This is a genomic window from Collinsella sp. An271 (assembly GCF_002159695.1).
Lineage (GTDB): Bacteria > Actinomycetota > Coriobacteriia > Coriobacteriales > Coriobacteriaceae > Collinsella > Collinsella ihumii.
This window is the reverse complement of sequence record NZ_NFJE01000002.1, coordinates 162321-187129: the sequence shown is the minus strand read 5'-3', so window position 1 is coordinate 187129 and position 24809 is coordinate 162321. Positions and strand designations below refer to the sequence as shown.

20 protein-coding genes and 3 tRNA genes are annotated in these 24809 nt (G+C 64.5%); 17 read left to right on the top strand and 6 right to left on the bottom strand.

Annotated elements, in window-relative coordinates; genetic code table 11:
* Positions 1-137 precede the first annotated feature (137 nt).
* Both B5F74_RS02480 and B5F74_RS02475 read left to right on the top strand, forming a co-directional pair.
* Positions 138-2711, top strand: a complete 2574-nt coding sequence (locus B5F74_RS02480) for a LuxR C-terminal-related transcriptional regulator (protein WP_158095671.1) — start codon at positions 138-140, stop codon at positions 2709-2711.
* 273 nt (positions 2712-2984) lie between these two features.
* On the top strand, positions 2985-3938 hold the full coding sequence (locus B5F74_RS02475) for a carbohydrate kinase (RefSeq protein ID WP_087199739.1): 954 nt from the start codon (positions 2985-2987) through the stop codon (positions 3936-3938).
* A gap of 96 nt (positions 3939-4034) precedes the next feature.
* Here B5F74_RS02475 and B5F74_RS02470 read toward each other — a convergent pair whose 3' ends face one another.
* Both B5F74_RS02470 and B5F74_RS02465 read right to left on the bottom strand, forming a co-directional pair.
* On the bottom strand, positions 4035-4640 hold the full coding sequence (locus B5F74_RS02470; protein WP_066834424.1) for an HD family phosphohydrolase: 606 nt from the start codon (positions 4638-4640) through the stop codon (positions 4035-4037).
* A 229-nt stretch (positions 4641-4869) separates the two neighbouring features.
* Positions 4870-5373: a CarD family transcriptional regulator gene (locus B5F74_RS02465; protein ID WP_066834426.1), complete on the bottom strand. Its 504-nt coding sequence runs from the start codon at positions 5371-5373 to the stop codon at positions 4870-4872.
* A gap of 348 nt (positions 5374-5721) precedes the next feature.
* Between B5F74_RS02465 and argS the strand changes: the two genes are divergently transcribed.
* The 3 genes from argS to rho all read left to right on the top strand — a co-directional run bounded on the left by argS (position 5722) and on the right by rho (position 10955).
* Positions 5722-7563, top strand: coding sequence for an arginine--tRNA ligase (argS, locus tag B5F74_RS02460; protein ID WP_087199737.1), 1842 nt, complete (start codon positions 5722-5724; stop codon positions 7561-7563).
* A 381-nt stretch (positions 7564-7944) separates the two neighbouring features.
* A complete protein-coding gene (locus B5F74_RS02455) occupies positions 7945-8628 on the top strand; it encodes a transaldolase family protein (protein ID WP_066834430.1) in 684 nt (227 codons plus the stop codon).
* Positions 8628-10955, top strand: coding sequence for a transcription termination factor Rho (gene rho / locus B5F74_RS02450; protein WP_239283322.1), 2328 nt, complete (start codon positions 8628-8630; stop codon positions 10953-10955). The genes B5F74_RS02455 and rho overlap by 1 nt, the downstream gene beginning before the upstream one ends.
* A gap of 335 nt (positions 10956-11290) precedes the next feature.
* On the opposite strand, the gene B5F74_RS02445 is transcribed toward rho, so the two are convergent.
* Positions 11291-12067 (bottom strand): SDR family NAD(P)-dependent oxidoreductase, encoded by a 777-nt coding sequence (locus B5F74_RS02445; protein ID WP_087199735.1) that lies wholly within the window; start codon positions 12065-12067, stop codon positions 11291-11293.
* Positions 12068-12519: 452 nt separating this feature from the next.
* Between B5F74_RS02445 and B5F74_RS02440 the strand changes: the two genes are divergently transcribed.
* The 5 genes from B5F74_RS02440 to B5F74_RS02420 all read left to right on the top strand — a co-directional run bounded on the left by B5F74_RS02440 (position 12520) and on the right by B5F74_RS02420 (position 14566).
* Positions 12520-13686: a hypothetical protein gene (locus B5F74_RS02440; protein ID WP_087199734.1), complete on the top strand. Its 1167-nt coding sequence runs from the start codon at positions 12520-12522 to the stop codon at positions 13684-13686.
* A gap of 5 nt (positions 13687-13691) precedes the next feature.
* Complete coding sequence (locus tag B5F74_RS02435) at positions 13692-14168, top strand: VanZ family protein (RefSeq protein WP_239283321.1); 477 nt, start codon at positions 13692-13694, stop codon at positions 14166-14168.
* Positions 14169-14288: 120 nt separating this feature from the next.
* Positions 14289-14365: transfer RNA gene (locus tag B5F74_RS02430), tRNA-His, on the top strand.
* A gap of 28 nt (positions 14366-14393) precedes the next feature.
* Positions 14394-14470: transfer RNA gene (locus B5F74_RS02425), tRNA-Lys, on the top strand.
* Positions 14471-14492: 22 nt separating this feature from the next.
* Positions 14493-14566: transfer RNA gene (locus tag B5F74_RS02420), tRNA-Lys, on the top strand.
* A gap of 658 nt (positions 14567-15224) precedes the next feature.
* Here B5F74_RS02420 and B5F74_RS02415 read toward each other — a convergent pair.
* A complete protein-coding gene (locus B5F74_RS02415; protein WP_087199732.1) occupies positions 15225-16793 on the bottom strand; it encodes an FAD-dependent oxidoreductase in 1569 nt (522 codons plus the stop codon).
* A gap of 325 nt (positions 16794-17118) precedes the next feature.
* On the opposite strand from B5F74_RS02415, the gene B5F74_RS02410 reads away from it, so the two are divergent.
* The 6 genes from B5F74_RS02410 (at position 17119) to B5F74_RS02385 (ending at position 22055) form a co-directional block, all read left to right on the top strand.
* A complete protein-coding gene (locus B5F74_RS02410; protein ID WP_066831924.1) occupies positions 17119-17853 on the top strand; it encodes a hypothetical protein in 735 nt (244 codons plus the stop codon).
* Positions 17854-17871: 18 nt separating this feature from the next.
* Complete coding sequence (locus B5F74_RS02405) at positions 17872-18876, top strand: GGGtGRT protein (protein ID WP_066831922.1); 1005 nt, start codon at positions 17872-17874, stop codon at positions 18874-18876.
* Positions 18877-19500: 624 nt separating this feature from the next.
* Positions 19501-20811 carry a lactate racemase domain-containing protein gene (locus B5F74_RS02400; RefSeq protein WP_087199730.1) on the top strand — a complete coding sequence of 437 codons (1311 nt, stop codon included), beginning with the start codon at positions 19501-19503 and terminating at the stop codon, positions 20809-20811.
* 135 nt (positions 20812-20946) lie between these two features.
* Positions 20947-21345, top strand: a complete 399-nt coding sequence (locus B5F74_RS02395) for a hypothetical protein (RefSeq protein ID WP_087199728.1) — start codon at positions 20947-20949, stop codon at positions 21343-21345.
* A gap of 181 nt (positions 21346-21526) precedes the next feature.
* Positions 21527-21787 (top strand): hypothetical protein, encoded by a 261-nt coding sequence (locus tag B5F74_RS02390; RefSeq protein ID WP_087199726.1) that lies wholly within the window; start codon positions 21527-21529, stop codon positions 21785-21787.
* The gene (locus B5F74_RS02385; RefSeq protein ID WP_343217543.1) at positions 21696-22055 is read left to right on the top strand and encodes a DUF4160 domain-containing protein; all 360 of its coding nucleotides are present in this window, start codon (positions 21696-21698) and stop codon (positions 22053-22055) included. The genes B5F74_RS02390 and B5F74_RS02385 overlap by 92 nt, the downstream gene beginning before the upstream one ends.
* A 173-nt stretch (positions 22056-22228) precedes the next feature.
* Here B5F74_RS02385 and B5F74_RS02380 read toward each other — a convergent pair whose 3' ends face one another.
* Both B5F74_RS02380 and B5F74_RS02375 read right to left on the bottom strand, forming a co-directional pair.
* Complete coding sequence (locus B5F74_RS02380) at positions 22229-23623, bottom strand: site-specific integrase (protein ID WP_087199723.1); 1395 nt, start codon at positions 23621-23623, stop codon at positions 22229-22231.
* Between the two features lie 84 nt (positions 23624-23707).
* Positions 23708-24367, bottom strand: a complete 660-nt coding sequence (locus B5F74_RS02375) for a helix-turn-helix domain-containing protein (RefSeq protein WP_087199721.1) — start codon at positions 24365-24367, stop codon at positions 23708-23710.
* A 226-nt stretch (positions 24368-24593) separates the two neighbouring features.
* On the opposite strand from B5F74_RS02375, the gene B5F74_RS02370 reads away from it, so the two are divergent.
* A complete protein-coding gene (locus B5F74_RS02370; protein ID WP_087199719.1) occupies positions 24594-24809 on the top strand; it encodes a helix-turn-helix domain-containing protein in 216 nt (71 codons plus the stop codon).

Genomic DNA, 24809 nt, shown 5'->3' with positions numbered 1-24809 from the left:
CGCGCCTTTGTTGGACGGCGACGTTGAGAGATGACTTGGGGGCGAGCGATATGAGAGGCATGCGGTTGATCACGGCCGTGACGGGCGCACTGCTATGCGCCTGGTGTTGCATACTGTTGCTCGTCCCCGTGGAGTCGATGGACATGCTCTCCGTCTCCCTTGCGACCCACCATTCATATAGTGCTGCGGGTCTTCTCGTTGCGGCGCTGGTGTCGATTCCACTCGGCCGTGCGCCCGTGCGCCCGCGTCGGCTGGCCCGCATCGCGCTTATGGTTTTCGGCATCTTGGCCACAGTCGGGATCGCGGTGGATGCCTGGGGCGCCGGTACAAGCTGGTATGGGTGGCCCGCAGGAACGCCTGCCGTCATGGAGGTGTTGCTGGGTGCGGGGAGGCTCCGACCTTGGACGCTCCCATATTGGTTTTTCACGTCTGCGTTGGGTCTTGGCATCGCCTGCGTCGGCTTTCTTTCGAAGGCGATGGAAGGGCGACGGCTCGCGTCGGGTGCGGCGTTCGGACCGCTGCGCGTGACGCTCGCTGTAACCGTCGCCTTGGGTGCGTTGCGCGCGCCCGCGCTCATGTGGTGCCTGCCGCATGCCACGTACCCAGCTGACGCCTCCGTTACGCTGCCGGGATTTACCCCGCTGACTTGGTCGGCGGGCGAGCCGATGGCAGCGGTGCTGGTGACGGCAGTCGGCCTGTTCGTCATCGGTTTTTGCGCCGTCCGCTCGTCTGCGGGCATTCCGGCCGAGCGCGCGGTGGAGGCTGCGGCGCTTGAGGTCGGTTCCGGTGCGCTCGGCATGCTGCTGTGGACTGCATGCTCGCAGCTCTGGATGCCTTTCGCCCCGGATTTTGTGGTGAGCAGCCGCATGTTCTGCGCGCTCGGTGTCGCCTTCATGACATATCTTATGACCGTGACGATCCTCGCGCCTCCTTCCCCTGAGGTTGAGTCTCAAGCGGATCACGGTTCTGATGAGGGCCCATCCGTATCCGTTGCCCCTCTGTTGGACGAGCGCCTGACTGAACGCGAGTCGACTTGTCTCGAGCTTGCACTCGCCGGCGAGAATTCGGCGCACGTGGCGGAAAAGCTCGGTATCAAGGCCTCAACCGTCCGCTCGTATCTGCAGCGTGCGTACCGAAAGCTCGAGGTTGATTCCCTTGAGCAGGCCCGCGATGTGCTGCCGGGGCACGCCGAGGATCGCCTGGTAGACTCCGTGGCTACGGTGCCGCCCACGCTCCCCTGTACGGCGGGCACTCTCGGGCGCGTTGTCACGGTGCTCCCGTGCGCGACACTGCCGCTCGGCTGCGCCCTATCCGGTTTGCCGATCGGTGAGTTTGGAGACTGGGGAGCCGGCCTTCCCTATATCGTGGCGCTTCTGACCGTCGCGTCGATTGGGTGCTGGAGCCGGATCGTATGCTCGGTAACGGGAGGTAGCTGCCGCCCTTGGTCATCGGTCTCGTTAGCGCCCATCGCTCGGATGGCGCTTGCGGCATGGGGGATACTCTGCGGCACGTTGCTGCATGCGCAACGCGCCGGGCTGCTCGGCGCATCTCCTTTGGCGCTTTTTCCTCACGATACCCTCGTCGGTGCGCTCTACGCGGGGCTCCTTGCGGCGGGTGGCATGCTTGCCCTGGGTGCTCTCGGCGCGTCCGCATCGCGACAGGATCCATATGGCGAAGGGCTGATCGTCGCCGTTCCGGCTGTCTGTGCGGCTGTGTGCCTCATCGTTTCCAGGGCGATGCCACACATCAGCGTATGCCTGGTCATCGTCGGCTGCGTGTCGGCTGCCGTGGCTGCTCTCCTGAATAAACGGGGCCATCACGGGGCGGCAGTCGGTGCGCCTAACGCGTGCGAAGCGCCGGATTTCTCGACTGCAGCTCCAGGGTTTTTCGCCGTGGGCGTCGTCATGGGGTGCGCTGCTGAGGAGATCTGGCGCGATATCAATAGGCGCAGTCATGATTTCTCGTTGCTTATGGCAATCGTTCTCATCGCTGCGATCGCGGTGGCGTTTCTGCTCGTGCGCGGTGTGTCGCGTCGAGCGGCGCGCAGGATTATCGCGGCTGTTCCTCTTCTTGCACTCGGGTTGTGGGGTTACAAGCTGACAGTTGCTGCCCTGCTGCTCTGCGGTATCGCTGTTGGTGTCGCCCTGCGCGAGCTCATGAGGATCGGGGCGGCGGACGACCGGGCGGTCTGGGCGATGGCGCTCGGGGCGGGAATCGGGGCATTCATCGGATTCAAAGCGGTCAACGCCTATGAGGATATGCTTGTCGATTCGTCGCTTGCGTATTATGCGTTGCCTGCGTATGCGCGCACGCAGCTTCCCCTGTTCGGCGGCATGGCGTCCGAGGGTGCGGTGTCGCTCGTGCTCAGCGGTGGGGTCTTTGTCTTCGGTGTCGCGTCTGTCGCGTGTCTTGCTCTGTTTTCGCGCAGATATCGGTTGGCGGTCGATGAGGTTCAGGCGCTTGTCGCGCTCGCCGACGTCGAGTTTGACGAGACCCGCGTGCGCAGCTATCTGACGGGTCGGGGGCTCTCCGCGCTTCAGGCCGACGTGGTCTTGCGTGTCGTGGGAGGGCAGACGTCTGGCCGTATCGCATCGGAGCTTCATTATGCGGTGGGTACCGTTAACACCGCGCGCGATGTTTCCTATAAGACCCTACGCGTCCATAACAGAGCTGAGCTGGCCGCCCTGCTCAAACGGGATGCGGGGCTGTAGCGGCGGCGCCGGCCAGGTCCGCCCGTAATCCGCATCGATTTCGAGGCTGCACGGCATGCCGTGCAGCCCTAGATCAACAAAGGGGGTCTGTTTTAGGTCGCCCCGTGTGATCAATTGGGGACGGAGTAAAAATGATCCGTGGGATCATTTTTACTCCGTCCCCAATTGATCAACGGCGTGTTTGCGCTGGTACATGTCGCAGGTGGGCATATAATCTGCCATGTGGTATCGTTACCATATTGGATACGGGAATTCCTGACACGGGAGGCAGATATGTACGACGTGACGGCGTTGGGCGAGGTCCTGATTGATTTCACCGAAGCCGGTGTTTCCGAGGGCGGGCAGCGCCTGTTCGAGCAGAATCCCGGCGGCGCGCCGGCCAACGTGCTCGTGGCGCTTCAACATCTGGGGCATCCCACCGCATTTATCGGCAAGGTGGGAACCGACATGCACGGTGCGTTCCTGCGCGAGGTCCTCGAGGGCGAGGGCATCGACTGCACGGGCCTGATCAGCGACCCGAACTTTTTCACCACCTTGGCCTTCGTCGCGTTGGCGCCCACCGGCGAGCGCACGTTCTCCTTCGCGCGCAAGCCGGGTGCAGACACGCAGCTCGCGCCTGCCGACCTCGCACGTGACGTGATCGCCGCCACCAAGGTCTTCCACGTGGGGTCGCTGTCGCTCACCGACGAGCCGGCGCGCTCGGCCACGCTTTCCGCCATCGACCTCGCGCGCGAGGCGGGCTGCACCGTGAGCTACGACCCCAACTACCGTGCGAACCTCTGGCCTTCCGCCGAGGCGGCCTCCAAGCAGATGCGCAGCATCGTCCCCAGTGTGGACCTCATGAAAATCTCCGACGAGGAGTGCGAGCTCATGACCGGCGTCGCGGACCCGGCCGAGGCGGCGCGCTTGCTCGTCGCCCAGGGCGTCAAGGTCGTCGTCGTGACGCTTGGCGGATCGGGCGCGCTCGTGTGCTGCGCCGAGGGCGTCCGCGAGGTGCCCGGCTTCCCGGCCGAGGTCGTCGACACGACGGGTGCCGGCGACTCGTTCTGGGGCGGCTTCCTCGCGGCCTTCGTCGAGAGCGGCCTTGCCCCCGACGCCGTGACGCTCGACGACGCGGCTGCCTTCGCCCGCATGGGCAACGCCGTGGCGTCCCTGTGCGTGCGCGGCCGCGGCGGCATCCCGTCCATGCCCGCGCGCGCCGATGTCGAGGCGCTGCTGGGCGCGTAGGCGCAGCGGTCGGACAGACAACGCGAGGGGCCGTTCGGGAAGCACTCCCGAACGGCCCCTCGTCATCTTACAATGCGCTCATCCTGCCGGCGCCGCCTACGCCTCCGCCCCGAAGGTGTCGCGGTCGGGCGCGAAGGACTGCATGGCCTCGATGGTCCGGGCGAACAGCTCATCGAGCTCCCACCCGAGCATGTCGGCGCCCTCGCGGATGATGTCGCGGTTCACGCCCGCGGCGAAGCGCTTGTCCTTGAATTTCTTCTTGAGCGACTTCACGTTGAAGTCCATGACGCTCTTCGAGGGGCGCATGACCACGGCCGCACCGATAAGCCCGGTCAGCTCCTCGCAGGCGAACAGGATCTTCTCCATCGTGGTCGCGGGGCGGGGGAGGTCGGGGTTGAAGTCGCACACGTGCGTCTGGATGGCGTGCACGAGCTCAGGCGTGCCGCCCGCTGCCTCGATAAGCGGCGCCGCGTAGAGGGTGTGCTTATCGGGCTCGTCGGCGTGCTCCTCCCAGTCGAGATCGTGCAGCAGGCCGACGATGCCCCAGAACTCCTCGTTGTCCGGGTCGAATTCGCGGGCGAAGTAGCGCAGCACGCCCTCCACCGTCTCGCCGTGCTCGATGTGGAAGGGGTCGTGGTTGTGCTCGCACAGCAGGGCGTGCGCCTGCTCGCGGGTCATGCCGGCGCGAAGCGTCTCGGCCATGGTTCCTCCTATCAGCTGAACGGCCCGTCCGAGGGGTCGCGGATTTCGTACAGGGCCGAGTATAGCGCGACGGCGACGTCTCCGGCTCGCTGCGAAGCAACGTGCCGTGACCGAAACATCCGCGCTGCGCGGCTGGCCGAACAAAACGAACCCGCCTGCCGTCGGCAAGGCCTGAGGCGGGCGGGTGGCGCAATCGGATGGGGGGCGGAGCGGCCGTTTCGCCGAGCGACTAGTTGTCCGAGATCTCCCCGGCGGCGACGGCGGCGGCGTGCAGGCGGGACTCGGCGTCCTCCTCGCTCACGTCGAGCGCGACGGCGAACTCCTCGATGGAGCGGCGCCGGGCCTCCTTCAGGACGCGCATATAGTAGCTGCTGGGCTTTTTGGAGCGCTCCTCGGCGTCGCGGATGCGGCGGCGCATGGTCTTCGCCACGCGGAGGGTCTCCGGTGCGCCGAGTTTAAGCTGCTGCTTGAAATAGCTCTCCTCAAGCGAGCTGTTGCGCTCCGTGTAAGGGTCGCATTCGAGCGCCTCGTAGTCCTCGATCAGCGCCTCGGCCTGCTCGCGGGGGATGCAGCGGTGCAGACGGTCGAGTTGAGACAGGGGATACATCAAGCGGGTCTTGGCGTGGCCTGCCTTGGCTTCCAGAACGATCATGGGCGAGGGGGCGTCCTCGTAACCGAGGACCGTGCAGACGCCCTGCCCGGGGTGGATAATGTGCTCTCCGATGCTGAACATGCTTCCTCCAACTGATAGGCTTACACAGGGTATTCGTGACACGGCCCCTAGAATACCACGTTTACCAGCGGTTTTGCTGTGTGATGACACAAAAACTCTAAATAGTAACACAAGTGGGGCGTCCATATGCGCAAGTTTCCAGATTATCGGCGAACGAGACTGACACTCCGGCCAAAATGACACGGCAAGCGGGCGATATCGAAGGGCGCCGGCGCGATCCTCGGCGGGAGTTGTGAGACATATCTCATGTTTCCCCTGAACAAAAGGGGAGTGTGATAGAGTGGGAACGTTTTATGCCCTATCGGGCCGCCGGCACGTCGCGGCGGCACAAATATAAGAGGAGGATCCATGCCCGAGAAGATCGAAGAGCTGGTGCGCGCCGCCCTCGCGCAGGCGATGGCGGCAGGCGATGTCCCCGCTTTCGAGTTGGATGACTGCGGCATCGAGCGACCGGCGGACACGACTCACGGCGAGTGGACCTCCACCATGGCCCTGCGTTCCGCGAAGCTCGCGCACTGCGCCCCGCGCAAGATCGCCGACGCGGTGGCCGCGCACATGCCCGCGGACCCCGCAATCGAGAAGGTCGAGGTCGCCGGCCCCGGTTTCATCAACTTCTACCTCTCCTGCGCCGCCAAGAACGCCGTGCTGGGCGAGGCGCGCGCCCAGGGGATGGACTTCGCCCGCTCCAACGTGGGCGAGGGCATGAAGACCCAGGTCGAGTTCGTCTCCGCAAACCCCGTGGGCCCCATGCACGTGGGCCACGGCCGCTGGGCGGCACTCGGCGATTCGCTCTGCCGCGTGCTCGAGCACGCCGGCTACGACGTTCAGCGCGAGTTCTACGTGAACGACCACGGCAGCCAGATGGACGTGTTCGGCCGCTCGCTGTCCGTCCGCTACCTGCAGCTCGTCAATATCATGCGCGAGCGCGGCGTGGCGCTCGACGAGGCCCACGCGCTGCTCGAGGCCGACCGCGTGGCCTACGTGGACGACGAGGAGGGCACCGCGCCCGACACCCACCCGTTCATGGACGCGTTCAACGAGGCCCTGGGCGGCAACGCGTACGGCGGCGGCTACATCATCGACGAGGCCGCGCACATCGTCGAGACCGATGGCGACCGCTGGGTGGACGCCGACGAGGGCGAGCGCGTGCTGACGTTCCGCGAGCAGGGCTACGCCCGCATGCTCGACGACATCCGCACCACCTGCGAGGATGCGCGCTGCACCTTCGACGTGTGGTTCTCCGAGCGCACGCTCTACAAGAAGGGTGACGACGGCCTGTCGCCGGTCGACCGCGCCTTCAAGAAGCTCGACGAGATGGGCTACCTCTATAAGAAGGACGACGCGCTGTGGTTCCGCTCCACCGACCTGGGCGACGACAAGGACCGCGTGCTCGTGAAGGCCAACGGCGAGTACACCTATTTCGCCTCCGACGTGGCGTACCACTGGAACAAGTTCGAGCGCGTCGACCACGTGATCGATATCTGGGGCGCCGACCACCACGGATACATCAACCGCGTGCGCTGCGTGTGCGACGCCCTGGGTTTCCCGGGCCGTTTCGAGGTCCTGCTCGGCCAGCTCGTGAACCTGCTGCGCTCCGGCAAGCCGGTGCGCATGTCCAAGCGCCGCGGCACCATGATCACGTTCCGCGAGCTGCTCGATGAGGTCGGCGCCGACGCCGCCCGCTACACGCTCATTTCCCGTTCCAGCAACCAGATGATCGATTTCGACATCGATGCGGTGAAGGAGAAGAGCCAGGACAACCCGGTCTACTACGTCCAGTACGCTCACGCCCGCGTCTGCTCGATCCTGCGCCGTGCGGCCGAGGTGTCGGTCGAGGAGGCCGAAGAGCTCGGCATGGAGGCCGTGGCCGCCCGCGCCATCGGCGACGACGTCCGCTACGAGCTGCTGACCGATCCGACCGAGCTCGCGCTCTCCCGCAAGATCTCCGAGCTCACGGACCTGATCGCCGGCTGCGCCCGCGATCGCGCCCCGTTCCGCCTGACGCATTTCGCCGAGGAGCTGGCGGGCGATTTCCACAGCTTCTACGCTGCGTGTCAGGTCCTCCCCAGCGAGGGGCACCCGGTCGATCCCGAGCTGTCCCGCGCCCGCCTGGCCGCGTGCGACGCCGTTCGCTCCGTGCTCGCGCTCGTGCTGTCGCTCGTGGGCGTTTCCGCCCCGCAGGCGATGTAACGCGTTTTTCCCTGAAGAGGGCCCCGCTGGTCGGGGCCCTCTTTTCTGTTGACGGGTGCCCGCGCCCGCATTGCCTCCGCTACGACCTGCCCGTCTTTTCCCGTATCCGACGCGCATCCGGGCCCGTGCAGCGAAAAAAGCTCGCAATCGGTGCATGCTCGGATACCCATTTGTCCGGTTGTATCTGCGCGCTCGGCGAATTGTGATATAGTGACCTTGCTTTATATGGCATATCCTGTTTTTAATCCCATTACTGCTGCTTGGGAGCAGAGGTAGGCAGCGCGTTTTGCATGTTGTTCGCAAAATGTTCGTTTATGTTTTCTAGTTCCAACCTAGGGTTCGTGCCGCACATGCGCGGCAGCAAATAAAGGAGGTATTGGAATGAAGTTCTTCATTGACACCGCTGATCTTGACGAGATCGCCGAGGCGAAAAGCTGGGGTTGCCTTGCCGGCGTGACCACCAACCCGTCGCTGTACGCGCGCACCGGTGGCAAGCTGGCGGACTTCGAGCCCCACATGCTCAAGATCGCAGAGCTGTGCGAGGGGCTTCCCGTTTCCGCTGAGTCCACGGCGACCACGGCCGAGGGCATGATCGAGGAGGGCCGTCGCCTTGCGGGCCTCGCCCCCAACATCGTCGTCAAGCTTCCGGTGTGCGAGGCCGGTCTCGCCGCTTGCCGCGCGCTTGCCGATGAGGGCGTGCGCATCAACATGACGCTCGTCTTCTCCGCTCCCCAGGCCCTGCTCGCCGCCAACGCCGGCGCCCGCTACATCTCCCCGTTCGTCGGCCGTTTCGACGACATCGCCGAGGACGGCATCTCCCAGCTCGCCGACGTCGTGGCGTGCATCAAGAACTACGACTGGACCGGCAAGAACGTCGACGATCAGGTTGAGATCATCACCGCGTCGGTGCGCACCCCCAACCACGTGACGCAGGCCGCCCTGCTCGGTGCCGACATCGCGACGGTCCCGTTCGCGGCGCTCAAGAAGTGCGTCAAGCATCCTCTGACCGATCAGGGTCTCGCTTCCTTCGAGGCCGACTGGAAGAAAGTAGTTGAGCAGGCATAGTGGCAGACGAGCAGAACGAAACACTGTCGATTGAGTTTTCCGCTTCGTCGGATGCCGGGGCGGCTTCCGCTCCGGCTCCGGCGGAGCCCGTGCGCGAGCAGGCGAGTGCGCCTGCCGAGTCCGCACCGGCTGCGGGGGCGAGCGCTCCCGAGACGGGGGCTTCCGATCAGGAGGCGCCCAAGCCGAAGCGCCGCGGCCGCAAGCCCAAGGCGGCGGCAGACGATGTGCCGGCCACCGAGGAGGCTCCCAAGCCCCGTCGCGGCCGCCCGCGCAAGAAGGTCGAGCAGCCGGAGGAGGCTGCGGCCGAGGTGAGCCCGGAAGTCGCCCAGGCGCGAGCGCTCGCCCAGGTGTCGCAGGCGCAGGTGGTCCGTCGTCAGCGCCAGGAGGAGGATGCCGCGGCCGAGATCCTCGCGCCGGACGGTGACTCCGCATCCGAGCCCGCGCCCAAGCCGCGCCGGGGCCGTCCGCGCAAGAAGGCGGCAGCCGAGCCGGCATCCGCCGAGGCGGCGGTGCCCGAGGGTCTGACGCCCGAGATGCTCGCGTCCATTCCCACCGTCGATCCCGCCCTGCGTCCGCACCGGCGCGGCCGCAAGCCCAAGGCCTACATCGAGGCCGAGCGGGCCGCGGCGGCCGCCGCGGCAGCGCTTCTTGCCCAGAGCCAGGCGGCCGCGGCAGGGGAGGTCGCAGCCGATGCGCCCGCTTCCGACGCGCGTGCGGAAAAGCCCCAGAGCGAGACCTCGCCGTCCGAGGCCCCCGAGGCGACGGAGCAGCAGGATGTCCGTCCGGGTCGCGGCCGTCGTTCCAAGGCCGCCAAGCAGCAGGCGGACGAAAAGGCCGAGCAGAAGGACAAGGGTTCCGACAAGGCTTCTGAGCAGGCAGAGGACGCCCAGGAAGCCTCCCAGCAAGCGGAAGGCGCCCGCGATCGCCGCCATGCGTCGCGTCACGGCGAGCACGCCGACCGCCAAAACCGCAACGACCGTCGGAACAATCGCGCTGAGCGCAACAACCGCAACAACAAGCGCAACGGGCGCTTCAACAACGCCCCGGTCGAGCCGAGCCTCTCGCGCGACGACCTGTCCGCCATGAAGGTGGGCGAGCTGCGCGACAAGGCGCGCGAGCTCGATATCGACACCGCGGGTAAGAAGAAGGCCGAGCTGGTCGAAGAGGTCTACCTCGCGGCAGCGCGCGCCGAGGGCTTCCGCGACATCGAGGGCATTCTCGACATCACTAACGACGGCTTCGGCTATATCCGCGCCCACGGCTACATGCCCAGCCGCGACGACGCCTTCGTGCCCGCGAACCTCATCCGCGCCGCACGCCTGCGCGCAGGCGACCTGGTCGCCGGAACGCTGCGCCCCTCGCGCGCGAACGACAAGTTCCCGGGGCTCGCGAAGATCCGCACGATCAACGGCGTCGATCCCGAGGAAATCCGCACGCGCCCCAAGTTCTCCGAGCTCACGCCCATCTATCCGAACGAACGGCTCAAGATGGAGCACGGGCGCGATTCCATCACGGGGCGTGCGATCGACATCGTGAGTCCGATCGGCAAGGGCCAGCGCGGCCTGATCGTGTCGCCGCCCAAGGCCGGCAAGACCACCGTTCTCAAGCACATCTGCCAGTCAATCGCTATCAACAACCCCGAGGTGCACCTCATCTGCCTGCTGGTGGACGAGCGCCCCGAGGAAGTGACGGACATGCAGCGCTCCATCAAGGGCGACGTGGTCGCCTCGACGTTCGACATGCCCGCTGACAACCACACGCGCGTGTCCGAGCTCGTCATCGAGCGCGCCAAGCGCATCGTGGAGATGGGCGGCGACGTCGTGGTGGTGCTCGACTCCATCACGCGCCTGGCACGCGCCTACAACCTCGCTGCGCCCGCCTCGGGCCGCATCCTGTCGGGCGGCGTCGATTCCGCGGCGCTGTATCCGCCCAAGCGCTTCCTGGGCGCCGCGCGCAACATCGAGAACGGCGGCTCGCTGACCATTCTCGCGTCCGCCCTCATCGACACCGGCTCGAAGATGGACGAGGTTATCTTCGAGGAGTTCAAGGGCACCGGCAACATGGAGCTCAAGCTGGATCGCGATCTGGCCGACCGCCGCATCTTCCCGGCCATCGACCCCGTCGCCTCCGGCACGCGTAACGAGGACCTGCTGATCGACGAGAACATGCGCCCCTTCGTGTGGGGCATCCGTCGCGTGCTCGCCAATATGAACAACACTGAGCGCGCCGCCGCGTCGTTCATCAAGGGTCTCAAGGGCACGAATTCCAACGAGGAGTTCCTGATCCGCACGGCCAAGAAGGCCGCAGACCATCCCGAGGCGCTGTAGCTTTCGATTTGATTTCCCCGTCCGGCATGCGAGACGCAATAAACACGCCGGACGGGGCGCCTTGCGCCTATCGTTTTGGAACCGTGGTCAATTGAGTCATCGAACCGGGATGGCGCGGCGCGATGTGCCGTATTTAAAGCTGCCATAACAATCAAAACGAACAGAACGGAAGCGCTTGAAGCCCGCATGGGGCGCCAACGTGTCCGCAAAAGCGCCTGAGAGGACCAAAATCCTCTTCTAGACCGCCAGATTTCCCGGTTCGATGGGTATTTTGACCACTGTCGACGTTGTATACCTTTGGTGGCGCCGATTATCCTTCGAGGGATGGACCGCGTCTACAGCACGCCGATCAAGCGCTCGATCGCCACGGCGGCGGGGTAGGGCGCGACGTGCGAGAGCGCGTAGAGCGCCTTCATGTCCGCAGAGGGGATGCACAGGCTCCGCCCGGCGCGTGCGGCCCGCAGCGCCTTGTGCGCCACGCGGGAGACGTTCTCGAACCCGATGCGGCACATCTTGCGCGCGGCGCGGGTATCTCCCGGGGCGTCCAGGAACTCGGTGTTCATGAATTTGGGGCACACGGCGCTCACATGGATGTTGGTGCCGGAAAGTTCCACGTCCAGGGACCGGGACACGTCGAGGATGAACCGCTTGGCCGCCGAGTAGACCGAAAGCCGCGGCTGGGGGATAAAGGCGGCGACGCTCGCGACGTTGATGATGCGCGACCCCTCGCGCATGAACGGCAGGGTGCGGTAGATGAGCTCGATGGGCGCCCGCACGAGCAGCGAGAGCATGCGGTCGGTGTCCTCTCGCGGTATGGAGGCGAGGTCGCCGAACGAGCCGGTGCCGGCGTTGTTGACGAGGAGGGCGACGCGCGCGGCGGGCGTTTCCGACAGCGCGGATTCCAGCAGCTCGTGGGAATCGGGGTCGGTGAGGTCCAGGCAGAAAGGACGGACGACCTTGGAGCAGGTGCGCACCAGGGCATCGAGCCGCTCGGCGCGGCGCGCAACGGCCCAGATCTCATCGACATGCGGGAACTCGCCGGCATCGATCAGGCGGACGAATTCCCTGCCGAGTCCCGAGGAGGCCCCGGTCACAATGGCGATAGTCGGCATATGAGCTCCTTTGCGGCGAATCGTCGGTACGGGGGAACGCGGATCGGATTGCTGCGCGCCGTGCTGTCCGGAACGGACGCGACCGCATAACGCGTGGATGAGGCGCCGCCTGGCACGAAAGCAATTGACCGGCGTTTCCCTAGAGACGTTGTTCCCCAAAGCCGGTCGCGCATGCCAGTCGTCCCCATCTTTTCCCTAAACGGCGCGGACTGAGCGTGCGGTTGAAAAAAGGTGTGCGTTGAACAGGCATTATTTGCATTTGCAAAGGCGTTATCGCATAATAGCGCATAACGGTCGCGACGGTAAACGCAGATGAATTGAACTACTATCCGCCGCTTTGGGGCTCTTGCCTCCTAGCTGCACAAATCAACGTTTCCGGCGAACGCACGGCGATGCGATGGGTGTGCTCGTCGCATTTCCTGTTGGTAGGGATGCATCGAAAGGATTTGGCTATGGAGAGACCCCTGCATGCGCATCGCGCGCTGACTGCCGGGCTGTCGGTAGGCGCTGGTTTGGCTGTCTCTGCCGCGATCTATGCGGCGACCATTCCCTTCGAAGAGGTCCATGCGATGGTCGAGGGGGCTGTCGTCCCCTTTGCGGTCGGCTCCGTTGCCGGCGTGGGCATCTATGCCATCGGGGTGAGCATCGCAGACGCCCGTGTCCGCGCCCGCCTTCAGCGCGAGCAGGACGCTGCGGACGCCAAGGCCGACGAGAAGGCCGGCGTCAAGGAGAAGGGGGGCCTGTTCTCCCACAGCCGCAATGCCACGCCGAAGGGCGTGCCCGTGATCGCGCGTGCGCAAAACGCCTTGACCGAGGCGGAGGCGTGGGCGGATATCGATTCGCTGCTCGACGGAAGCTCGCCGGTCAGCTGCGACCCCGCTCGTTCCAAGGACATCTACGAGATCGCGCTGGAGGAGATGGCCCGCACGGCATCCGCCTCCACCGCATCTCCGTCGGCATCGGGCGCCCCGGTGCCCCCCGACATGACTGCGACCAGTGCGTTCGTGCTGTCTCAGATGCAGGCGGCCATGGCGACGCAGGCCCAGGCCGTGGTGCCTCCCGTGCCCGTCCGTGCGGCGGCGGATGCCTCTGCGGCCCCGGTCGTACGCCAGGTTTCCGAGGTGCCTGCGGTTGAGCCTCAGCAGCAGGTCGCGAAGTCCCAGGCCGAACCTGCGGCCGCGCCCGCCTCTGCGGTCCAGCAGACCGAGATCACCAGCGTGCTGCCCGAGCTGTCTCAGGATGACTTCCTGGCTTCGGCGTCCGCTGCGGAAGAGGAACCCGCGGTCGTCGAGGTTCCCGTGGCCGACTACAGCGGCCATGAGGACATGTGGGCAGAGGCGCTCGCCATCCTGGAGGAGAAGCCGGAGCCCATCGAGCAGAAGCCGCCGCGCGGTGCTCATTTCCGCAAGATCGAGAACACCGATCCGGTCAACCCGCTGCGCATGAGCGCGGTTGCGGAGGGTGCGAACGAGACGGTCCGCCATACGCGCATCAACGAGATCCTGGAAGAAGAGCTCGAGAAGGTCCCGTCGCAGAGCATGCGCAGCACGAGCAGGGAATACCTGCGGGTCATCCAGGGCGGCACCATGTCCATGCCGCGACTTTCGGCAGAGGCGTAATCGGTTTGCGGCGCGCTTTGGCTTCCATCCGCTCATACGTTTCGGTGCCGTGGCTTATCGCCATGGTGGCGATGATCGCCCTCATCTGGGGAAACTCGTTGGTTCCCGGAGAGGGGAGCTCATCGATCAGCACCGCTGTCATGGAGGCGGTGCGCAGCTTCCTCGACGCCATCTCGCTGCCGAGCGCATGGGTCACGAACTTCTTCGTACGCAAGACGGCGCATTTCACGGAGTACGCGGTCCTGGGCATCCTGACATCGCAGGCGCTCGATCCGCGCGGGAGCCGGCTGCGCTGCCGCTGGCTGCTGATCGCGGCGCTGCTCGTGCTCGTGCCCTCGCTGGACGAGACGATCCAGCTGTCGGTGGCGGGGCGGTCCGGGATGGTGACCGACGTGATGCTCGACTGCTGCGGAGCTGCTTTTGGTGTGGCGGTTCGGTGTGCCGTGCTGCGCGCTGCGGGCTCACGACGTGCCATATCATGACCTCATCCAGGCCTCATCCAGCGCGTTTGCCTTCGCGTAAACTTTTTTGAAAAAAGTGCTTGCGCAGATGCCGGTGTGCGTGCATAATAATCAAGCGCTTTGCAAGAGGAGCAGCACATGGTGGGTGTAGCTCAGTTGGCTAGAGCGACGGGTTGTGGTCCCGTAGGTCGAGGGTTCGAGTCCCTTTACCCACCCCATCCGCTCTCTTGTTAAGCAGGCATTCATGGACCGTTAGCTCAGCTGGCTAGAGCAGGGGACTCTTAATCCCAAGGTCCAGGGTTCGAATCCCTGACGGTCCACCATCAATGCCCTTGCACATATAATGGACCGTTAGCTCAGCTGGCTAGAGCAGGGGACTCTTAATCCCAAGGTCCAGGGTTCGAATCCCTGACGGTCCACCCATTGCATCCAGAAGCTCCGACAAGGAGCTTTTTTCATATCCGTCCACCGTCCAGGGGATTCGAACCGGGAGGTCGCGAGACTGAGCAAACGCGCGAGCGTTTGCCAGCGAGCGTGCGAGGGCGCAGCGCGCCCGAAGCTGCGGACGCCGAAGGCGGCCGCGAATCCCTGACGGTCCACCCCTTTGATTTACAAGCTCCTACAAGGAGCTTTTTTCATGTCCGGTCAGCTCTCGGGGGATTCGAACCGGGAGGTCGCGAGACTGAGCAAACGCGCGAGCGTTTGCCAGCGAGCGTGCGAGGGGCCCGGCAGGGCCCCGAAGCTGCGGACGCCGAGTGGAGGCTGCGCTGCGGAAAATTGCTGAAAAATCGACGTTGTAGATGGATTGATCTGACGCACGCGGAAAAGCGCACCCGCTGCGAGGTCGTCACCTGCGGAAACATCGGTCCCGCGGGTGCCGTTTCGCGCGGGTCTGGATTTCAGGCGTCTACAACGTCGATTTTTCAGCAAAACGTGCGCATCGAACCTCCACTGAGGCCCTGCGGATAATCTATGGAGGCGGCTTGTCTTTCCGGCAAGAGCGCACCAGGAAGGGCCGATGGCACAAGGCGGACCCCGCCTCCTGTTTCGGGATGCGCCCCGTTCCGTACGGCTTGATCACTTGGTGCGTTCCTGGCCGCTGTCGTCGGCGCGGTAGTGGGATCCGAGGCTTTCCGTGCGGGTGCGCATGGCTTCGAGCATCGATCGTGCGAGGGAGAGCTGCGAACGCAGGCGGATGGCGCGGGCAACCGCCGGCTCATCGTGTTCTGCAGGCGCGGCAAAGAGCTCCATATCCGTGCGGATCGCGTCGATGTCGGCGAGTGCCCGGGCAAGGCCGGCGTCCGTCCGGTTGATCATGGCGTGTTCGCTCATGGTTCGCCGCATGCGGTCGGTGAGGTCGCGCGCCGCCTTCTCGGTTATGCCCGCAGACGGCATGGCGGGAGCCTGCCCGCATAACGGGGTGGGAACGCGTGCCGCCCATGCGGCTGCCGCGCGACCCGCCCGCCTCCCGAATACGAGGCCGTTGGCGCTCGAGAGGCCGCCGATGCGATCCGCCCCGTGCATGCCGCCGGTGACCTCGCCGGCGGCGAAAAGGCCGGGCAGCCCGGTGAACCCGTCTGCATCGATCCTGATGCCGCCGTTCGCCGCGTGTGCGTACATGGCGATACGGAGTTCCGCATCGGGTGCGATGCCCTGTTCATGCTCAAGCCAGTCGCAAAACACCTGCACGAATTCCGGCACGTCTTCTGCGGGGAAGCGGTAGCACACGGCGAGGCCGTCCGCCCCGGCCCGGTCGATCGCAAGATCGATGGCACAAGACGGCAGACGGCAGGTGAAGGGGCCGTAGGCGGCGCGCATCTCAAGCAGTCTCGCGTCGGGCTGCGGCTCCATGAGGGCGAAGCGGAAGCTCTTCTCGTTGAACACGATGCCCCGCTTGGGCGCCACAAGGCCCGGCATCATCTGCATGAACTCGATGTTTATGAGCGAGCACCCGTGGGCGAGTGCGATCCCGTGCGTGGAGCTCAGCACGTCGCGCGAGGTGAGGCTGCGCTCGAACAGGCCGCCGGTGCCGCCTGCCGCGAGCACCACGGCGTGCGCGGCGATCGTGACGAAGCGCTTCGCGGTGCGGTCGAACAGCACGGCTCCGGCAACGCCCCGACTCCCGCACGCATCCGCCTCGATGAGGTTCATGAGCTCGCAGCGCTCGAGGATCCGGACGCCGAGCCCATCGAGGGCGCGGGCGAATGCGCGCTGCGTGCTCTCGCGGGTGAGGCCGCGCCACAGGCGGTTCTTATGGTCGAAGCAGGGGATGAAGGCGGCCTCGTGTGCGGACGTTTCGCTCGCGGGCCGCTTGAGCGCGACGCCGAGCTCCTCGAGCCAGGCCATCGATGGGCGGATGCCGGCGACAAGCGTCTCCACGAGAGCGCGGTCGGCGACGCCGCCTCCCACACGGCAGATGGTCTCGACCAGGTCCTCGGCGTCCTTATCGTCTTCCGGTCCGATAAGGCCGAGCCCCCAGGTACCGGGGAAGAAGCTCGAACCCGAAAAGAGCCTGCCGGCGCATGCGATCGTCACGCGCGCTCCGGCACGCGCGGCCTCGATGGCGGCACAGCATCCCGCGATGCCCGATCCGATGACGAGCACGTCGGTGCCGTCGGCGTGGTTGAGGTCGATGTCGTTGCGCATCGCGGAGGTCCTTCCGATCGGTAGCGATACCGGCGGACTCTATTGTGCCCGAATTGCCGCGGTCGATGCGGGTCAACCCTGCTGCCGCGTCGGGAGGTTTGCGACCGCGGCGTCCAGGCGGGCGGGAGCAGCGCTCGCCGCGGAGGCAATCGACCGGTGACTTCCCTGGTGCTTGGCGAAATCCAACCGGTCGCGTCAAATTCACCGCCCTTCGACGAATTCGCCGCGTCAGTTTCGCGCTAAAATGGATACGCATGTCAGTGCTCAAAAGGTGTTCCGTTTCGCCGCGGATCTTTTGGGATTGATCACGAAAGAGAGGAGAGGCATGCAGTACACAGCAGAAGTGGAGAACATGTGCCCGGTTGCCAAGGGCGCATACCACGGCCCCGCACCCATCCCCGAGGAGGGTCAGTGGATTCAGGCCAAGGAGATTTCCGACATCTCTGGCCTTACGCACGGTGTTGGTTGGTGCGCTCCCCAGCAGGGCGCTTCCAAGCTGACGCTTAACGTCAAGAACGGCATCATCGAGGAGTGCCTCGTCGAGACCCTCGGTTGCTCCGGCATGACCCACTCCGCGGCTATGGCTTCCGAGATCCTTCCCGGCAAGACCATCCTCGAGGCCCTGAACACCGACCTCGTGTGCGACGCCATCAACGTCGCCATGCGTGAGATCTTCCTGCAGATCGTGTACGGTCGCAGCCAGACCGCGTTCTCCGAGGGCGGCCTGCCCGTCGGTGCCTCCCTTGACGACCTCGGCAAGGGCCTGCGCTCCCAGGTCGGTACCATGTTCGGCACCAAGGCCAAGGGCGCTCGCTATCTCGAGCTCTCCCAGGGCTACGTCACCCGCATGGCTCTGAACGACAAGAACGAGATCATCGCGTTCGAGTTCCTGAACCTCGGCAAGTTCACCGATGCCCTCAAGAAGGGTGCCACCCCCGAGGACGCCATCGCTGGCGCCATGGGTCACTATGGTCAGTGGGAGGCCGCTGCCAAGTACATCGATCCTCGTACCGACGAGGAGACCCACACCGTCGAGTCCGTGTTCCCGGTTCACGAGTAGAAAGGGAGGGAAAGAATAATGGCTGTTAGCTTCGAAGGTTACGAGCGCCGCATCGACAAGATCAATGCATGCCTCGCCGAGAACGGCATCTCCTCCCTCGAGGAGGCTCTGCAGATCTGCCAGGACAAGGGTATCGATCCTCGCGAGATCGTCGCAGACGTCCAGTCCATCGCGTTCGAGAACGCCAAGTGGGCCTACACCCTCGGCTGCGCTCTCGCCATCAAGAAGGGCGCCAAGAGCGCTTCTGAGGCCGCCGCTATCATCGGCGAGGGCCTGCAGGCCTTCTGCGTGCCCGGCTCCGTCGCCGAGGACCGCAAGGTCGGTCTGGGCCACGGCAACCTGGGCGCCATGCTGCTCGGCGACGACACCGAGTGCTTCGCGTTCCTGGCCGGCCACGAGTCCTTTGCTGCCGCTGAGGGCGCCATCGGCATCGCTATGAACGCCAACAAGGCCCGCAAGAAGCCGCTGCGCGTTATCCTGAACGGCCTCGGCAAGGATGCCGCCCAGATCATCGCCCGCATCAACGGCTTCACCTATGTGAAGACCCAGTTCGACTACTTCACCGGCGAGCTCAAGGTCGTCGAGACCATCCCGTATTCCGACGGTCCTCGCTCCGAGGTCAACTGCTACGGTGCCGACGATGTCCGCGAGGGCGTTGCCATCATGTGGCACGAGAACGTCGACATCTCGATCACCGGTAACTCCACCAACCCCACGCGCTTCCAGCACCCCGTTGCGGGCACCTACAAGAAGGAGCGCCTGGCCGACGGTAAGAAGTACTTCTCCGTGGCCTCCGGTGGCGGCACCGGTCGTACCCTGCATCCGGACAACATGGCTGCCGGCCCTGCCTCTTACGGCATGACCGACACCATGGGTCGTATGCACTCCGACGCCCAGTTCGCCGGCTCCTCCTCGGTGCCTGCGCACGTCGACATGATGGGTCTCATCGGCATGGGCAACAACCCCATGGTCGGTGCCACCGTCGCCTGCGCCGTCGCTGTGAACGCCGCTCTCAACGAGTAGGCTTCTCCGACATATCGAATTGTCGCGCTAGCACCGCCCGGGCATTCGCCCGGGCGGTGTTTTTTATCGTTGCATGGCAGGTCGGAAGATCGCGCTATGGTCAAAAACTGCATTTCCATTGCAATCCGATGCACGTGAAGCCATCTGTGGTCAATCGGTGCGCTCCCATTGCAATTGCATGGAGCTGCTTTTGAAGGGCGCAATATTAAATATTGCAATATGCGGTTGATTTCTCCCTGCTTTGCCGTGGCGGCGTATTTCGAGAGGCCAACATGCAAGGACAACAATATTGCATATTAATCTGCGCCAGATCTGTTCCTGGAATTGCAATGGGAACGCACCGATTGACCACGTACAGCTTCATGTCTGTAAGTTTGCAATGGGAGTGATGGATTTGACCATGGCAAAGCCCTCTGGAGGGGTCCCAACGGCCGCGCATTGAGTTGTCGTCGTGCGGGAAACGCGCTGTCGCCATGTATCGCCAGCGCAAGAGCTCAGCCCTGCTGTGCCGAGGGCGGTGGGCCTAATGCCGTTTGTCCAACTATGTTCCTCGTACCATTGGCGCGTTCTGCCCGGAGACTAGCATTACAGTATCGTGAACGATACGAATCAGGGAGGTTTACCATGAAGGTAACCAAGGGCGGTACCGTATCCAAGCTTCTCGCCGGGGTCGAGATCCCCGAGATGTTCCATGCGCGTCAGACGTTCCCGCGTCAGTCCATCGCGCCGGAGGACATTCCCGGTATCGTCGAGGAGCAGATTGCCCAGCCGCAGTTCTCCGAGAAGATCAAGCCGGGCATGAACATCGCCATTACCGCTGGTAGCCGTGGTATTCGCAACGTTGACATCATCACCAAGGCCGTCGTGGACGCGGTCAAGTGTCGCGGCGCCAACCCGTTTATCGTACCTGCTATGGGTAGTCACGGCGGCGCCACCGCCGAGGGCCAGAAGGAGATGCTCGCCGGCTTCGGCATCACCGAGGAGGCCATGGGCTGCCCCATCAAGAGCTCCATGGAGGTCGTCGAGCTTGGGTATTCCAGCCTCGGCAAGCGCGTGGTGCTCGACAAGAACGCCTACGAGTCCGACGGCATCATCGTCTCCTGCCGCCTGAAGCCCCACAACGCGTTCCGCGGCACCCATGAGTCCGGTCCCTGCAAGATGATGACCGTCGGCCTCGGCAAGCAGGTGGGCGCCCAGACCGTCCATTCCGACGGCATGGGCAAGATCGGCCAGAACATCCCGACCATGGCGGCCGTGGTGCTCGAGAAGGCGCCTATCCTGTTCGCCATTCCGTGCATCGAGAACGCCTACGACGAGACGGCCATGATCGAGGCGATTCTGCCCGAGAACATCCTCGAGCGCGAGGCGGAGCTGCTCGAGGTCGCCAAGGCCAACATGCCGTCGCTCATCGTGGGCGAGGGCGACGTGCTCGTGGTCGATGAGATCGGCAAGAACTATTCCGGCACGGGCGTCGACCCCAACATCACCGGCACGTTCTCGACCGACTTCGCGCACGGCGGCATCCAGGTCCAGCGCACGGCGTTTCTGAACCTTTCCGAGATCAGCCACGGCAACGCGCTGGGTGTCGGCCTGGCGAGCGCCATCACCTCCAAGATCTTCGACGTGATGGACATCGAGGCCATGTATCCCAACTGCCTGACCTCGACGGTGCTCAAGAGCGCGTGCATTCCGTGCGTGGTCGCCACCGACAAGGAGGCCATCCAGCTGTGCATCCGCACCTGCAACGGCATCGAGGGCAAGCCGGTCCGCATGGTGCGCATCGCCAACAGCCTGCACATCGGGCAGATCATGCTGTCTGCCGCCTACTACGAGGACGTCAAGGCGGGCAAGTATCCCGGCGTGGAGGCGCTCGACGAGCCCGCGCCGCTCGAGTTCGACGCCGACGACAACGTCGTGACGCCGGTGGTCATGTAGCAAAACGTGTTGCAGCTTGCATGCGGGGCCGTCTTCGGACGGCCCTTTTTCATGGGCGGGGACATCGCGGAGGGGGCCGCTTATCGCGGAGTGCGCCCGTGGGTAGAATGAGGCTATCCGAGCCGGGGAGGAGCCATGAAGCGCATCCTCATCATCGCCGCCGTCGTGACCGCCGCATCGCTTGCCTACATCGTGCTGTACTGGATGGTGCTCGCTGACTGGGCCGCCATGCATTACCGGACATTTCCGGCGGCGCTGCATTCACTGGTCGCATGGCCTGCGTTTTGCTATTCGTCGGCGCTGCTCGTGGGATCGCTGTTCAACAACGTGGGGGAGAGCAAGCGCGTCATTCGTCTCGTGAAGGTGGTCAACATCGCGGCGCTTGCGTTGCATGTTCTCATGTGGGCAACGGTGCTGCTGTTTCCGTCGTCGACGATAAGCGGGCTGTTTCTAGCGCCCATGCTCTATATGGGCGACTTCACGACCCCCTGGGTCGCCACGTTGCTCGGTGCCGTCATGGGGTTCGTGCTCTAGTGCGCGTTCATCGGTTGCCGCCAGGTTGCCACAGATGGAGAGGGGATGCAGAGGACCCCTTGGTCCATTATGGCTGCGTTATGTTTGGTAATGAAAGGCGGAAAAGGTATTTCGGATGGGCTGTAAGAGCGACGGGCATGGGGTAATACGAGATATACTTTGAATCGTTAGGAGGTGCATCATGTTTTACGACTATGCTGAGCTTGAGGACGGGACACAGGTAGCTTATTCCAACGTTTTGGACGACGGAGTCGTCGAGGTCTCGATCGAGCGCCCTATTGAGCTGGGCTTCGATAGCGCCCGTTGTGCGCTCCCGGCGTTCGAGTGGTCGGATATCGAGGGCTTTACCGATGATGACATGGCGTATCTCGATACGTTTGTCCACAACAACGCGCCGCTCATCCTTCGGCTTGCGCGGGAAGCTTCTAAGAATTATGCCTAGGTTGTTTCTTTTCCAGGGGTTTGCCATTTTCTTCTGGACAGGCGAGAACGGTGAGCCTATTCACGTACATGTCGCTAAGGGACGCCCGTCGCCGAATGCCACGAAGATTTGGCTCACGCGAAACGGCGGCTGCGTACTCGCGAGCAACGGAAGCAGATTGACCAAGCGCGAACTCGCCGATGTCATGGATTTCATCATGGTTAATTACGGGTACATCTGCCGACGTTGGCGTGAGTATTTTCATGGCGATATTTCGTTTTATAAGTAATCTACGAGCTGTGCATATGGGGCTTCTGCCCTGCCAAAAAAGGGACTGTCTCTATTGTCTCTGAGATAGACATCTTTTACAGGACATGAAAAAGGCAGGTCACGGGCTTGATTGCTCGGGACCTGCCGATAATTCTATATCAGGGTAAAGAACGGGCAAAGAATTCTCCGGCGCTACGCCGCGGAGCCCACGACCTCGAGTGCGGGGCGGGGCGCGCCCATCGAGTCGAGGACCTTCCGCGCCTCGATGAGCTTGACGAGCGAATCGGCCTCGGCCGCCGGGATCACGTCTCCGAAGGTGGCGATGACGGCATCGAGGGCGCCCTTGGCGTCCTCGACCGCGCGCGACACCTCATCCACGGGCTCGACCTCGTAGACGGCGTCGACGAGCTGCATGGCGGCCCGGCGCGTGTCGAGGTTAGCATGTGTATAGATGCCGAGGGTCAGGGTCGGGTCGGTGTGCCCGGCGAGGCGCTGCATGACGGCGGGGTGGACGCCGCGGCCGGCGAGGATCGACAGGAAGGTGTGCCTCAGCTCGTGCAGGGTGAGGCCGTCCACCCCGAGGCGCTCACGGTTCTTCGACCACCAGGAGCTGAGCGCGGCGGCGCTCGCGCGCTTGCCGAGGTAGTTCTCGATCACGGGATCGTCCTCACCGGTTGCACCGGCCGCCTGATACCGTGCGCGCAGGGCGTGCGCGGCGAAATCGGAGAGCGGCAGGGTGCGGCGCCCGGCCTCGGTCTTGGTCTTCACGAGATGCCTATGCGAGTTGTAGGACCTCTTGATCTCGACCGTGCCCTGGGCGAAGTCGATATCTCCCCAAGAGAGGCCGACGATCTCTGCCCGCCTGAGGCCGAGCGAGGCCGCGAGCAAGACGGCGCAGTCCATGCTCCGGGCGGGGTCGAGTCTGGAGATGAAGTCCTGGAGCTCCGCCTCGCTGAGGGCGCGCTTCTCCTTCGTGTCGCGCCGGGGAGTCTCGATCTCGTCGCAGGGATTCTTCGCGATGAGGCCATGCTTCACCGCATGGCCCATCAGGAGGTCAACGAAGGCATGGATGTTGCCGACCGTCGTGCCGGAGAGCTCTTTTCCCGAGAGCGACTTGCCGTGGCGCAGGTCGAGGTAGGCCTGGGCGAGCACGGCGGCGTCGATTTCCTGCACGGGAAGGTCGCCGATGAGGTGGCAGATCTGCCTCGCGTGTATCCGGTCGGCGTCGATGGTCTGCTCTGCGAAGGCGCCGGAGGCCTCGCGCTCGTCGCAGAACCGCTTGGCGTACTCGGCGAGGGTCTTGTCGCTCTTCTCCACGCGCTTCGAGCAGGCGAGCTCGGCCTTGAACCTCTCGTGCTCCCCCCGCGCCTCGGTGAGGGTCATATTCTCGACCGTCTTGCTGCGCTGAGGGTAGACCTTCCTCTTCCTGTCGTACGGGAGGAAGGCGACGAGCCGCCACTTCCGGCACTTGCTGTTGTCCTTGTCCTCCAGGCGGTAGATCCCGGGGTACCCGCTCTTGAGGACGACCTTCTTCGGTGACTTCTCACCCGACTTCTCGTCTTTCCCGCCGTGTGCCTTCTTTGCCATAATTGAACCGTCCCTTCTTGTGTGCTGCTTGATCGGACGCTCGGGCCCGCGCGGGATGGCCGTCCCGCGCGGGCCGCTTTCTGGCTACCCGGCGGCGTGCTCGCCGTCGTAGATGGACATGAGGCGCTCCAGGACCTCCCCGTCCTCGCGCTCGAGGTCGGCGACCGACTCGGCGCGCAGGCGCTCGATCTCCTCCGCGATGTCCTCCTTCTCGACATCGCCGGTGGATACCGCGGCGTCGAGGCGCGCCAGCGCGCCGCGGTAAGACGCCTCCGTCTCGCGCTCGCGGCGCTCAGCCAGCCTGCCCTCCGCGTAGGCGCGGAAGCCCTCGCGGCCGCCGGGGCCGTCGAACAGGCCGCGTGAGTTCTCGTAGTCCTCGATATAGGCCTCGTACAGGCCGAGCGCGTGGGCGCGCAGCGTCAGGTTCGCGCCGGTCTTTCGCTGGGCGTCGGCCGCGGCGAGCGTCTCGAGGAAGCTGTCGACGAGTGAGCGCGACTCGGGGCTGAGCGCGTCGTAGGCGGCCTGGACGGGCCCCTGCGAAGCCGCGGGCGCCCGCCTGCCCAGCACCTCGTCGACAGAGCAGCCGAGGAGGTCGGCGAGCGCGCACGCCGACTTGGTGGGAATGCCGGCCGGGTCCCTCTCGTACCTGTTGTACGTCACCGCGCTCACCCCGAGCGCGGCGGCGAGCGCGGCCCCACTGCGGTACCCAGCCCGCACCCTCAGTCTCTCCAGCGATGTCTCCATGCGGTCCTCCTCTCCGAGTTGTGGACGCCTTGTGGAGACGCCCTACGGGACGATATGTCACCTCTCGTACCATTATAGAACAGAATATGACTTGTTATACCGACAATAGCACTAAATCGGTCATAATTTGACTCACCTTAAAATTAGACATAAATAAATATGATACGCTATCTCCCGAAACGAACCGATTCGGCTCGATAGGTGAACGACCGGAAGGAGACGGCACATGAAGGCAGAGAACGCGACGGCAAGGTACGACCAGATCCCGCTTTTCCTGACGCCCGAGGAGGTGGCGGACCTCGTCGGCGGCAATGCGGCGGTGATTCGCCGCGCCGCGCGTGCGGGCAAGATTCCCGCGGACAAGGTGAGCGGCAAGTGGGTCATATGCCGCGATACCATCTTCGCCAACGCGTACGGGGCGCTCGCGGCCCAGGAGGCGTGA

Coding starts and splice junctions, on each gene's coding strand:
- B5F74_RS02470 (WP_066834424.1), bottom strand. CDS start 4,640: ATGGCCGAGACGCTTCGCGCCGGCATGACCCGCGAGCAGGCGCACGCC.
- B5F74_RS02465 (WP_066834426.1), bottom strand. CDS start 5,373: ATGTTCAGCATCGGAGAGCACATTATCCACCCCGGGCAGGGCGTCTGC.
- B5F74_RS02385 (WP_343217543.1), top strand. CDS start 21,696: ATGATGACATGGCGTATCTCGATACGTTTGTCCACAACAACGCGCCGC.
- B5F74_RS02405 (WP_066831922.1), top strand. CDS start 17,872: ATGGCTGTTAGCTTCGAAGGTTACGAGCGCCGCATCGACAAGATCAAT.
- B5F74_RS02455 (WP_066834430.1), top strand. CDS start 7,945: ATGAAGTTCTTCATTGACACCGCTGATCTTGACGAGATCGCCGAGGCG.
- B5F74_RS02400 (WP_087199730.1), top strand. CDS start 19,501: ATGAAGGTAACCAAGGGCGGTACCGTATCCAAGCTTCTCGCCGGGGTC.
- B5F74_RS02410 (WP_066831924.1), top strand. CDS start 17,119: ATGCAGTACACAGCAGAAGTGGAGAACATGTGCCCGGTTGCCAAGGGC.
- B5F74_RS02375 (WP_087199721.1), bottom strand. CDS start 24,367: ATGGAGACATCGCTGGAGAGACTGAGGGTGCGGGCTGGGTACCGCAGT.
- B5F74_RS02370 (WP_087199719.1), top strand. CDS start 24,594: ATGAAGGCAGAGAACGCGACGGCAAGGTACGACCAGATCCCGCTTTTC.
- argS (WP_087199737.1), top strand. CDS start 5,722: ATGCCCGAGAAGATCGAAGAGCTGGTGCGCGCCGCCCTCGCGCAGGCG.
- B5F74_RS02480 (WP_158095671.1), top strand. CDS start 138: ATGGACATGCTCTCCGTCTCCCTTGCGACCCACCATTCATATAGTGCT.
- B5F74_RS02440 (WP_087199734.1), top strand. CDS start 12,520: ATGGAGAGACCCCTGCATGCGCATCGCGCGCTGACTGCCGGGCTGTCG.
- B5F74_RS02380 (WP_087199723.1), bottom strand. CDS start 23,623: ATGGCAAAGAAGGCACACGGCGGGAAAGACGAGAAGTCGGGTGAGAAG.
- B5F74_RS02395 (WP_087199728.1), top strand. CDS start 20,947: ATGAAGCGCATCCTCATCATCGCCGCCGTCGTGACCGCCGCATCGCTT.
- B5F74_RS02390 (WP_087199726.1), top strand. CDS start 21,527: ATGTTTTACGACTATGCTGAGCTTGAGGACGGGACACAGGTAGCTTAT.
- B5F74_RS02415 (WP_087199732.1), bottom strand. CDS start 16,793: ATGCGCAACGACATCGACCTCAACCACGCCGACGGCACCGACGTGCTC.
- B5F74_RS02445 (WP_087199735.1), bottom strand. CDS start 12,067: ATGCCGACTATCGCCATTGTGACCGGGGCCTCCTCGGGACTCGGCAGG.
- B5F74_RS02475 (WP_087199739.1), top strand. CDS start 2,985: ATGTACGACGTGACGGCGTTGGGCGAGGTCCTGATTGATTTCACCGAA.